Genomic DNA, 12590 nt, shown 5'->3' on the forward strand with positions numbered 1-12590 from the left:
AATATTGATGAAAGTTATTCTGCTTATTCCGTTAGCCTTTAAGCCATGACTAATGTTACAGAGACGAACCCAGCGTCGATGATCATTACCCTTGAGGATTCTTCCAGTTCACCCAACTCCAGCCTCCTACTGCTGCTAAAAATTGTTGAGTATTTTTCCTTGGCAGGTTTTGTAGGTGCAGCTTTCATTAACATTTTTGTTTCTGAGTTGCAAGTCGCTAAAATCTATGAAATTATTTTAGCAGCAACCTGGATTTGTTTGTTCTTAATTAACCGACAAGTTTTTCAGAACTATCAACAGGCAGACAAACTCTCCAAAATAAAGAAAAATGCTGCACTGTATACAATTTTAACAGGTAATTTAACAGGTGAGAATAGTCCTATGGATAAGTCGGTGATTACCGCCGCGAGAATCCAAGCATTAGAATATGCTCAGGAGTTAATTGAAGACTATAAAAAAACCCGAAGAGACTGTCGCAGTATTTACTATATTTCACAAACTGCCACAATTGTTTTATCGGGTGTCACTCCTATTTTAGTGTTAGTGGATAAACTAGAAGCTGGGGTATCTTGGTTAAAATGGTTGCCTGTAATTTGTCCCGCAATTGCAGCTATTGTTGCTAGTATTGTCACCTCTTTTCCGTTTCAAGAAAATTGGGTAGCGGCGAACACTGCTGTGGAATTATTAGAGGCGGAACAGGAAAAATTCATCTTAGGAGTAAGTACCTTGTATCAATATGATGCGATGGAAGATGGTCAACTTTCTAAAAAAGCTCAAAGAGCCATAGAAAACTTTATTGTTCAGGTGAATACAATTCATCTCAAACAAGTTCAATCCGCAAGTGAGAACAAACAAGAACAACCCCCAGATTCAACCCCTACTATAGAATTAACTCCCCCAACTAAAGCCTAATTTACGTTCCTTGTTTAATCCCAGGAAATCAACCCGCTTAGGCGGGTTTTTTGATGACCTGGATGAAACAGAGATTAAACGAATTTCAAACCGTCAGAGAATGCGTGGATGCTGCATTTAGAAATTGTCCTAACGTATGCGCGTAGCGCTATAACTCAAAAAATTCAGAAATTGAGCTTGGGAAACGTCTTAGAAAATATTGATGGAGAACTAAAATACACCAGTGAACCAACAGATGAACCCGTTGCCTTTAATAAAGATTGCCACACCGAGATTGAAGTTGCGCTTCAGGTAATCCAAAGCTTTGCTGACGGCAAAACAGAACTTGAGCAGCCCGTTCTGGCTGCGGCTCTAACCGATGCACTCGGAGCCGCCGGATATATTCAGCCGGAAATGCTAATTGCTTCTAATTTAGGGCTAGTTGCAACTGTTAATAAAAACACTGTTGTTAAAGCTCCAGACTGGTTTTATGTGCCTCAAGTCCATCCTCTACCTGAAGAGTTAATTCGTCGGAGTTATAGCCCTAATATTGATGGTGCTAATGTGGTGATCGTGATGGAATTTCTATCAGAAGCAGATGGAGGAGAACTATCTATCCGATCAACTCCTCCCTATGGCAAATTCCACTTTTATGAACGGATTCTTCAAGTTCCTACATACATCACTTATGACCCCTACTATAGAAGTTTAGAAGTCCGTTATTTGCAAGATGGGCGATATGTTTTACACCCAGCAAATGATCAGGGACGGGTATGGATTCCACAACTAGAATTATATCTGGGAATTTGGTCTGGGGGACGGTTGCAACAAACTATGAATTGGCTGCGTTGGTGGGATAATTCAGGTAATTTGTTGCTGTGGAGTTCAGAAGAAGCTATTCAAGAACGTCAACGAGCAGACCAAGAACACCAACGGGCAGAACGATTGGCGGCTAAGTTGCGGGAATTGGGAATTGATCCAGATTTGCCAGATTAAATACTATTAAATCCCACCAAAAAAACCAAAAAAAAATTAGCAACTCCGATCTCTTGTTTCTAGGTAGAACCTAGAAACAAGAGATCCCTACAAATCAATAAAGGGTTCAGTGTTGTCACTGCTAGTATCAGGAAGCGTTTCAACAGTTGGAGTTGAAATATTATTATCCGTTGGTTGTTCAACAGTTGGAGTTGAAATATTATTATCCTTTGGTTGTTCAACGGGTGGAGTTGAAATATTATCCTTTGGTTGTTCAACAGTGGGAGTTGAAATAATATTATTATCTGTTGGTTGTTCAACAGTTGGAGTTGAAATAATATTATTATCTGTTGGTTGTTCAACAGTGGGAGTTGAAACGTTATTATCCTTTGGTTGTTCAACAGGTTTAATTAACGCACTATTCGCCCGGATAAAACAGTTTGCAGGTGTGCCATCAAGTTTTTTCTTAACAAAAATCCAAGGTAAAAATTGAGCATCTCTGGTGAAAACAAAGCCACTATAACTCACTTGCGCTCGAAAAATCTCATCGGGTTTAAATGTGGCAACTACCGGCCAATTACTAATACTAGGAAATCCAGGGTTATCAGGATTCCAAATTTCTTCAATGCTTGAATTTCCCATGCGACAATTCAACCCATTAGGATCGGAATCAACAACTTGCCAATATAGATGGGAAGATAGGCTCACATAGTTACCTTGAGCATTGGGTTCAGGGAGGGGTTGAGCAGCCCAAGTAGGTGTGATTCCCAGTAGGAAAACCAACCCTAAACTTAAAATTACTATCCTATAAATCGCTTTGAATCGGTTTAGCATCATAGTCCTCATTGAATTAGGATTTTTTAGGTATCAGGAATTTACCCTTTGATTTGACTTGGGAGCAACCCCGTCCGGTGTGGTATGGCTATTCCTTGATTCTAACACTTCTTTAGAATATCCTTAAATACTATAAAATCATCAAACCTAAACATAAAAATTATTCTTCTATTCCCTCAGTGACAATCCCTTGCTCTATCCCCTGTTAAACTATATCTTAATCAAACCGTTCCTCGTTTTCAATAGATTTCTGGAACAATTTTAATCAAAGTTACATGATTATCTAGTCGATAATTGTGCGCTAACGGTTCCGATTGCCGAAACCCCAGAACATATTTTAGCTACCCAAAAAGCCTTTCATTTGTGTGGTCAAAATGGGGGTATTATTTTACGAACGCAGTTGATCAATCCGGCCTAAATAACTGGGAATTATTTCCCCTGCAACCCTACAGGCTTCTCGATCAACGCTGATTAAATCTTCCCCCCAAAATACTTTTCCTAATGGGATTGATTCACCTCGGTCGGGTTTCCAATTAGGACTGATAAATTGGCGATCGCCATCTACAATAGCCCCATCAAATAAATGTCCGATACAAAAATAAACATCCTGTAAGATTAACGGAACAGAAGGACGGTGTAATTGTCCTCGTGAATGGGGACTTCTCGCGCGATAATGCGCCCTGGGAAACAAACCATATAAATTTTTTAAGGATGCAGAAATTAAAGGGTTTCCATTTAGAATAGTTCGTTTAAATGCCCCGATACTAATTCGACAGTCCACCTCTGTCAATAAACTGGGGGCGAACATCGATTTAAACCGCACGGGTTGGGGGGACAAATTTGGATATTCAGTTAAAGGGAGGATATCCGCATCCAAAATCCGCATTCCGTCCCCTAAAATTTGATCTATCCCATGACGACGAACAATTTCACCCAGAGACACCGGAGAACAAACCCCTTCTACTATTAAAATTTCCGCATCAGGGTTTTGATGTCGCAGGGTTTGGATTACCGTGGTTAAGACCTGCAAACTGACGGTAACGGGCGGCCCAACGGGATATCCTAAATTGGGTTTGACCAAAATCCGTTTTGCCGTTAATGCGATTTGGGGGGGGTAATAGACGAATTCTGCTGTTTTGACGCCCTGAACGATAGAATTTCTCATAAAACCTACATTTCAACGATTAACCAAATTCGGGAATTTTTAATATTTTTTTAATGAATCGATTTTTATTAAACCATTTTTAGCAAAGGTACTCAAACTTCCATAACTAAAATACCATCAAAAAGCGATGTTCACCCAAAGAGTGGTAGCATTATCTCAATTCAACTCCGAAAATAAAATCTTGTAGAGACTGAGTGTAGTGATTATTTGCCCTGTGATGATGATCACATCATTAACCAGATTTAATCACAGATTTCGCCAGATATCTGTCACTGAGTAGCCCTAGATTTTCGGTAAGATTAATAATGTGGAACTTAATTTCTACCAGAATCTAACTTTTTATGCCCTATTTGTAGGAACCTCAAAATGATTTCACCCAAACAAGCACAACTAATTCAGTTTTTACGTTGGGAGTTAGCGATCCCCGCGTCCTCAATTGCTACAGCTTTGCGCCACCCTGAAAACGATTCAGGTCAGTTACCGATGATCCTATGGCAGTATGGATTAATTACACTAGAACAACTGGATCGAATTTTTGATTGGTTGGAACGATTTGGAAGCATCATGGAAGCGAAATCCGTCATGTATTCTTATCCTGATTATTCCCAGTCTTCAATGGATGAAACTATACATATCTCTGTTTCGCTGGCAGCGTAGTTTCCTCTGGCTTAAACTATTTTGAGAAAATGTCTTAAATCCAATTTTTTAAATTCTGTCTATGTCACGATGTTTAATTAGAAGATTTCAACGACCACAATCTCAATTCAATAATTACTAAGTCAGCTTTAATACAAGGCTGACTTTAATTTTAGTTAAGAATTACAACCGCCTCAAAAAGAAAACTTTCAAAGTTCATTGATGTTAATGGATATGATATCTTCTATATAAAAAATAAAATTCTGACCTTGAGAAGATCAAAGATAAGTTCCGATATAACCACTTTCTGTTACAATTCCTGCCACGGTATAGTAAAGGTGCGAGATAAACAGCAAAAACAAACTCGGTTGTATCTGTTGGTCATGATGAACTTTGAACAGGCACTTGCAATTACCGATACATTGGTTTTTAACAAAACCGGAAAACACTTGACTGACGCACAAATCGCCGTTATTCAAGGAACTTGGTACTGTCAGAAATATCATGAAATTGCTTTAGAATATCGCTGTACTCCTGAATATCTGAAGCAGGACGTAGGGCCAAAATTATGGAAGTTATTATCAGATGAGTTAGGTGAAAAAGTTGGGAAAAAGAATTTTCGCGCCGTCATTGAACGTCGTTCCTTAGACGCTTTATTACAGGAAGATGGAGAAGTCAGTAGTACAATTGTTCTCCCTAGTTTGCTCTTAACCGTCAACCCTCAACCCTCAAACCTTAATCCTCAAAAGTCAACCCCCTCAAATGTGGACTGGGGAGAAGCACCGGATGTGTCTCAGTTCTATGGACGCCTTCAAGAACTCGCCCAACTTGAACAGTGGACTTTGCAGGAAGATTGTCGGGTGATTGCGTTATTAGGAATGGGGGGAATGGGAAAAACCTCTTTATCAGTAAAATTTGCTCAACAAATTCATCCTAATTTTGATTATGTGATTTGGCGATCGCTCAGGAATGCACCGCCATTAACTGAAATTTTAATCGATTTAATTCAATTTTTTGCTAATAAGACTGAATATAACTTATCGACCGATCCTGCCCGTCAAATTTCTCAATTGATGGAATTATTAAGAACCTCTCAATGCTTAATTATTTTAGATAATTTAGAATCAATTTTACAAGAAGGAAATCGAGTTGGACGCTACTATCCAGGTTATGAAAATTACGGGGATCTATTTAAACGTTTAGGAGAAACCCAACACAAAAGTTGTCTATTGATTACCAGTCGAGAAAAACCCAGAGAAATATCAGCATTAGAAGGTCAAACTCTGAAAGTTCGTTGTTTACCTTTACCGGGATTAGATACAAAAAATTGCCAAGAAATCATTCAAACTAAAGGAGTTTATAGTTCCTTAAAACAATGGCAAGAATTAATTGAACGCTATGCCGGAAATCCCCTAGCATTGAAAATTGTCACCACTACTATTTATGATTTATTTGCTGGGAATGTTAGTGATTTTTTAGACCAAATCCGGGAAGGAACGGCGATATTTGGGGATATTAGGGATTTATTAGAACAACAATTGGGGCGAATTTCTGAACTGGAATTAGAAACCATGTACTGGTTAGCGATTAATCGAGAACCTTCTACAATAGTGGATTTAAGGAAAGATTTGTTATCAATTATTTCCCCCGTAAAACTGATCGAAGCCCTAGAATCCTTGAGTCGGCGATCGCTAATTGAAAAAAGTAGTGGGAGTTTCACCCAACAACCCGTAGTCATGGAATATATAATTGAAAAATTGATTGAAAAAGTTATCGAAGAAATCGAAACAGAAACCATTAATATTCTTAATCAATATCCCATAATAAAATCCCAAGCCAAAGATTATATTAGAGAAAGTCAAACCCGTTTAATCCTGCAACCGATTGTTCAAAAACTCCTCAACCGTTATCGAATTTCAGGAGAACTCAATCAAAAATTTAAAACCCTAATTGAACGGTTAAAACAAGACCGTCATTCCTCCGGTTATGGAGGCGGGAATATTCTGAATCTTTGTCACCACTTAGATCTCGATTTAGCAGAGTATGACTTTTCTCAATTAACACTCTGGCAAGCCTATTTACAAGATGCTAACTTACAAAACGTTAACTTTTCCGGTTCCGATTTATCTCGATCAGTGTTTGCCAAAACCCTAGGAAATTCCCTCACCGTCGCCCTGGGAAATAACGGAATTCTAGCCACCGGAGATACAGAAGGCAAAATTATTTTATGGACAGTCGAAGAAGGTCAACTATTATTAGTCTGTCAAGGTCAAACCGGAAGCGTCAAGTCCCTCAGTTTCAATTCTGATGGTACTTTACTCGCCAGTGGTAGTGAGGATCGAACTGTGCGACTGTGGAAAGTCTCAACCGGAGAATGCCTAAACCGTTGGTCAGACCATCAAGGAACGGTAAATTGCGTGGGTTTTAGCCCCCAAGGGGATTTATTAGCCAGTGGTAGCGATGACCAAAAGATTCGGATCTGGGATATTGATTCGGGACAATCTGTGCATCAGTTCATCGGTCATACTGACCGTCTATCCACCCTCACCTGGAGTCCCAATGGTGAACAGATCGCCAGCACCAGTGAGGATCAGACGGTCAAACTCTGGGATATTCAAACCGCAACCTGTGTACACACTTTCTATGGCAATGAGGCCTGGAATTGGGCCGTTACCTTCGTTGCTTCGGGATTAACTCCTGGTAAAATTCATTTGATCGCCAGTAGTACCCAGGAAAAAACAGTTCATCTATGGGATGCCAATACTGGTAACAGTTTCCATACCTTTGAAGGTCATCAAGACTCGGTTTGGATCGTGGTTTTTAGTCCCGATGGAGAACTATTAGCCAGTAGCAGCGATGACCAAACCGTGAAACTCTGGAATATCCGAACGGGAATGTGTTTAAAGACTTTAACCGGACTGGAAAGTCAGGTCTGTTCCTTAGCCTTTAGTCCCGATGGTCAAACCCTCGCCACTGGAAGTGTAGATCGGATAGTGCAGTTATGGGATGTGCAAACTGGGCAACGGTTACGAACCTTACGGGGTCATCGTCATCAGGTTTGGTCGTTTGTTGTGAGTCCTGATGGTCGGCGTTTGGCTATTGGTAGTGATGACAATAAGGTGCGACTGTGGGATGTGGGGACAGGTCGTTGTCTCAAGCATTTACCCGGTCATCTGGATTGGGTATGGTCAGTGGTCTTTAGTCCCGATGGCGGGTTAATCGCCACTGGGAGTTATGACCAAACGGTAAAACTTTGGGATGCACAGACGGGGGAATGTCTAAAAACCTTACATGGTCATAGCGATCGGATTCAAGCTGTGACCTTTAGTTCCGAAGGTATGCTACTCGCCAGTGCTAGTGATGACCAAACGGTGAAAGTCTGGGATGTACAGACCGGAGAACTGTTACAAACCTTAGAAGGTCATCGGCGTTGGGTGGGTTCGGTGGCTTTTAGTCCCCGGGATCGGATTTTAGCCAGTGGGAGTAATGACCACCAGATCCGAGTTTGGAATGTACTAACGGGAGAATGTTTGGCGGTTCTCGAAGGTCACAGTGATCGGGTTCATGTTTTGGGGTTTACGGACAAGGGTTCTGTTTTAGTCAGTGGGAGTTATGATCGTTCGGTGAAATGTTGGAATGTTGAAACTGGTGAATGTCTGCAAACCTGGCGAGGTGAACTTGAACGAGTCCAAGGAATTTTATTCTATCTTCAGAAAGAAGTTTGGGTAAGTGGCAGCTATGATCATAATGTTAAATTGTGGGATATTGCCACCGGGGAATGTGTGAAAAACCTCAAGGGTCATGATCACCCCGTTTGGTCAGTTCATGGTGATCCTCAAGGAAATTTTTTGGCGAGTGGAAGTCATGATCAAGGGATTAAGGTTTGGGATTTACATACTAATGAATGTTTAAAAACCTTACGCGCTGATAAGCCATACAATGGCTTAAATATTACGGGTGTGACCGGAATTACAACGGCACAAAAAGTTACACTTAAAGCCCTGGGAGCCATCGATCTTAACCGTGATCAAAGCTGATAAGAAATAGCTTTACCGAATCTTTACAATTTATCGCTGATTTTTGCTAAATCTTTATAGAAGTTGTAATGATTTATCTATAGAATATATGTATTATTACGTAAGCCACACTCTGCCTCAAGTTTTCAGTCATCCTTGGTTGATTCTTATTCAAATTTCTTTTGTTGTTACAGAAGAAGTGGGTTAAAGATAACTGGACGTTGTACTTGCCTCGATACCAGTAGGAGCATACTCCGAAAGAGACGGGAGGGAAAATTGAAATCTCACTTGTTCGAACATTGGGACGGTTAGGAAAACGGACTCAAGCAGGTTATGATGTTGGGTGACAGTTTGGGGTTGTAATAGTTTTCTTGTTGTGTTCGATCTGTCCCTAGAAAAAGAGGGGTTATACCGTGAATAGTTTGGGGTTCAGCCAGTATTACCATTCGTCAGATGAGCAAGTCATTTATGTTCATCTGCAATGCTGTGTTGATCTTGAAGCACCCCTACAACTGATTCAGCGTTTCTTTAATCTGTTTATCCAAGGTGGGGAATACCCCGATTTAGGAGTTAATTTAGCCGTCGGTCGGATTGTTGATTCCGATTTAGCTAATATAGAATTTCAGTATGTTCTGAACCGCAGTTGCTATATTTTAATTAACCGATGGCGCAAACATCCCAGGGATCAGTGGGCGATTCCTGAACTGATTCATAGTTTTGAACAAACACCCTCGGGTTTACCCTCCTGTTGGACAGCAAAACGCCTCCGTTCATTAGTTAAACGATTTACTCAAACCGAACAATACCAAGCTCTGCGCCGTTTGAGTATGGTTTTTGAAGAAAAAATCAAAGCGGAAGAAGATAAAAAAAGTGATAATGTCGAGGGTTTAATTAGTCGTTATCCCTATTTATATGATCATTGTTTTTTAACCGATGATAGTCCCGATGAACAACGCCAGGAAATTCGGGATATGCGGACGCAGGCTCAAGAAACTTTTGAACATGATTTATCTCAATATCTCACCTTTAAAAATATTCATCGGGAACAACGGTTAATCTTACCAACTGTGGAAAACCCTACCCTATTAACGGATAAAAAATTGAATTTTTCCCTCAAACATTTTACGGGGAGAATTGACGGTTATCATACCTATGATGATTTAGCCAAAATTTTTGTCAATCAAATTCAAAACGCTCGTACTTATCGGACGTTTAAAGAAGAATTGTATGAATATTTAACGGATGCAGTTGATACTAAATATGCAAAAAAACATTTTAATAATCGCTTGTACCGAGAACTTCAAGGGACGCTCTCACACAATGATAGTCAGAAAGTGAATGATACTCTGATAGCGGGAACCTGTCGCAAGTTATTAAATTTCCTAGTCGTAGAAAGTCCCCAACAACCCCATCACTTTGTGTTTTTAGATTTAAGCAGTAACTTGGGTGTGACTCGTTCAATTGGGTTACTCTTAAAAATTGTCTTAATTTGTCGGAAGGTTAAATCAGATTTAGAAAAACGGTTCTCGATTCTATTTAACCATTATGCCACTTTTCCCCGAGATAAAGTATTTTGGCTAGTGGAATCTTTGGAAAATCTCAATATTGCTTTTGGTCTTAACTGGGGAAAGTTGAAAGTATAGGAAGGAACACCAGAATAGGTAATAGGTAATAGGGAATATGTTAATTGATAAACATTTTTAAAGATATAGCAATCTTAAATTGGGGAAAATGGCAAGTAACGGGTAGGGTATTGACAAAATTGACAATTTGTGCATAGGCAAGAAAATAAACTTTGACCAAAAATCAAGAATTGGGTTGCTTGCGTGTCTCAAGTGATGAGATGATTGTGATGCGGTCTAAGGGTAATTCCAGAGCGACTTATGGCAGAGAATCACTTGTTGAGATTCTATAAAATGAGCGCTCACGCACTCACTAAAGTTTACAGATAACAATAATTATGGTTGATCCAGCCCAATCACTTGAAGAACTTTGCATTAATTCGATTCGCTTCCTAGCCATTGATGCGGTAGAAAAAGCTAAATCCGGCCACCCAGGATTACCAATGGGTGCCGCGCCCATGGCCTTTGTGTTGTGGGATCGGTTTATGCGGTTCAATCCCAAAAATCCTAAATGGTATAACCGCGATCGCTTCGTCCTATCCGCAGGTCATGGCTGTATGTTGCAGTATGCCCTCCTTTATTTAACGGGATATGATAGCGTCACCTTAGATGATATTAAACAATTCCGTCAGTGGGGTTCTCGGACTCCTGGCCACCCAGAAAACTTTGAAACTGAGGGTGTGGAAGTTACCACTGGCCCTTTAGGTCAAGGGATTGCCAATGGCGTTGGGTTAGCGATGGCCGAAGCTCATGACGCGGCGACCTTCAATAAACCCGATGCTGCACTGGTAGACCACTATACCTATGTGATCCTGGGTGATGGTTGCAACATGGAAGGGGTTTCTGGTGAAGCCTGTTCCTTAGCGGGACATCTGGGACTGGGTAAATTAATTGCCCTTTATGACGATAATCATATTTCTATTGATGGAAATACCGAGATTTCCTTTACCGAAGATGTGAGCAAACGGTTTGAAGCCTACGGCTGGCACGTTCTGCACGTTGAAAATGGGAATACCGACTTAGATGGTATCGCCGATGCTATTGCTAAAGCCAAGGCTGTCACCGATAAACCCACTTTCATTAAAGTTACCACCATCATTGGTTACGGTTCTCCCAACAGACAAAATACTGCTGGAGTTCACGGAGCCGCTTTGGGCGCAGATGAAGTGGCCGCGACTCGGAAAAACCTGGGTTGGAACTATGAACCCTTTGAAATTCCTGAAGATGCCTTAGCCCATACCCGCAAAGCCGTTGAACGTGGGGCTAATCTGGAAACTGAATGGAATAAAACTTGGGCTGACTATAAAGCCAAATATCCCCAAGAAGCTGCGGAATTTGAACGCCGCACCAGTGGAATACTCCCCGAAGGTTGGGAAAAATCCTTACCGACATTCACTCCCGATGAAAAAGGTAAAGCCACTCGCCAATATTCCGAAGGATGTCTGAATGCCTTAGCTCCGGCTATTCCCGAATTAATTGGGGGTTCGGCGGACTTAACCCACTCCAACTTAACGGAGATCAAGGGTTTTGGTAATTTCCAAAAAGGACAATATCAAAATCGTAACCTGCGTTTCGGTGTTCGGGAACACGGAATGGGGGCAATTTGTAATGGTATTGGCTTGCATGGTTCGGGGTTAGTTCCCTATTGTGCTACCTTCCTAGTCTTTGCCGACTATATGCGGGCGGCGATTCGTTTAGCTGCTTTATCGGAAATTGGTGTGATCTATGTGATGACCCATGACTCGATTGCCCTTGGGGAAGATGGCCCTACCCACCAACCTGTGGAAACCATTGCCTCCTTGCGGGTGATTCCTAACTTGTTGGTGATGCGTCCGGCGGATGGTAACGAAACGTCTGGTGCGTATAAAATCGCTGTGGAAAACCGTCATCGTCCCACATTGATAGCCTTAACTCGCCAAGCATTACCGAACTTAAACGGTAGTTCTATTGATGTGGTCGGCAAAGGGGCTTATGTTCTGTCCGATAGCGAAGGAACTCCCGATTTAATTCTAATCGGAACTGGAAGCGAGGTTTCTCTGTGTGTGGAAGTCGCCGAAAAATTAACCCAGGTTGGGAAAAAAGTTCGGGTGGTTTCTATGCCTTGTTGGGAACTGTTTGAAGAACAAGATGCTGCTTATAAAGAGTCTGTGTTACCTAAAGCTGTTACCAAACGTCTGGCTGTGGAAGCGGGTTGTGGTTTTGGTTGGCAACGTTACACAGGTAGCGAAGGCGACAGCATCAGCATTGATACCTTTGGTGCCTCGGCTCCGGGTGGTGTGTTGATGGAGAAATTCGGTTACACCGTTGATAATGTTTTGGCTAAGGCGAAAGCGTTATTGGGTTAAGCCAGAAATCAATTAGATTGATTGAGGTGGGCTAGACCCACCTTTTTCCGTCTTGTGCATTTGTATTAAATTGACACTCTCAGGTCTGAAGACACTGAGTTTTCAA

General features: G+C 41.1%; 8 protein-coding genes. 6 read left to right on the top strand and 2 right to left on the bottom strand.

Annotated elements, in window-relative coordinates; genetic code table 11:
• Window positions 1-45 precede the first annotated feature (45 nt).
• Window positions 46-912, top strand: coding sequence for a DUF4231 domain-containing protein (locus NMG88_RS08010; protein WP_026797093.1), 867 nt, complete (start codon window positions 46-48; stop codon window positions 910-912).
• Window positions 913-1020: 108 nt separating this feature from the next.
• On the top strand, window positions 1021-1887 hold the full coding sequence (locus tag NMG88_RS08015; RefSeq protein ID WP_254035306.1) for a Uma2 family endonuclease: 867 nt from the start codon (window positions 1021-1023) through the stop codon (window positions 1885-1887).
• Between the two features lie 87 nt (window positions 1888-1974).
• Here NMG88_RS08015 and NMG88_RS08020 read toward each other — a convergent pair whose 3' ends face one another.
• Entirely contained in the window at window positions 1975-2703 is a 729-nt protein-coding gene (locus NMG88_RS08020; RefSeq protein WP_141292605.1) for a hypothetical protein, read from the bottom strand.
• A gap of 385 nt (window positions 2704-3088) precedes the next feature.
• The gene (locus NMG88_RS08025) at window positions 3089-3865 is read right to left on the bottom strand and encodes a DUF362 domain-containing protein (RefSeq protein ID WP_042153324.1); all 777 of its coding nucleotides are present in this window, start codon (window positions 3863-3865) and stop codon (window positions 3089-3091) included.
• Window positions 3866-4231: 366 nt separating this feature from the next.
• Between NMG88_RS08025 and NMG88_RS22575 the strand changes: the two genes are divergently transcribed.
• The 4 genes from NMG88_RS22575 (at window position 4232) to tkt (ending at window position 12484) form a co-directional block, all read left to right on the top strand.
• A complete protein-coding gene (locus NMG88_RS22575) occupies window positions 4232-4522 on the top strand; it encodes a DUF2949 domain-containing protein (RefSeq protein WP_081692362.1) in 291 nt (96 codons plus the stop codon).
• 317 nt (window positions 4523-4839) lie between these two features.
• On the top strand, window positions 4840-8538 hold the full coding sequence (locus tag NMG88_RS08035) for a WD40 domain-containing protein (RefSeq protein WP_254032362.1): 3699 nt from the start codon (window positions 4840-4842) through the stop codon (window positions 8536-8538).
• Window positions 8539-8930: 392 nt separating this feature from the next.
• Entirely contained in the window at window positions 8931-10160 is a 1230-nt protein-coding gene (locus NMG88_RS08040; RefSeq protein WP_042153326.1) for a hypothetical protein, read from the top strand.
• 317 nt (window positions 10161-10477) lie between these two features.
• A complete protein-coding gene (tkt, locus tag NMG88_RS08045) occupies window positions 10478-12484 on the top strand; it encodes a transketolase (RefSeq protein ID WP_227350392.1) in 2007 nt (668 codons plus the stop codon).
• Window positions 12485-12590 lie beyond the last annotated feature (106 nt).

The organism is Planktothrix agardhii (assembly GCF_904830935.1).
GTDB classification, from domain to species: Bacteria; Cyanobacteriota; Cyanobacteriia; order Cyanobacteriales; family Microcoleaceae; genus Planktothrix; species Planktothrix agardhii.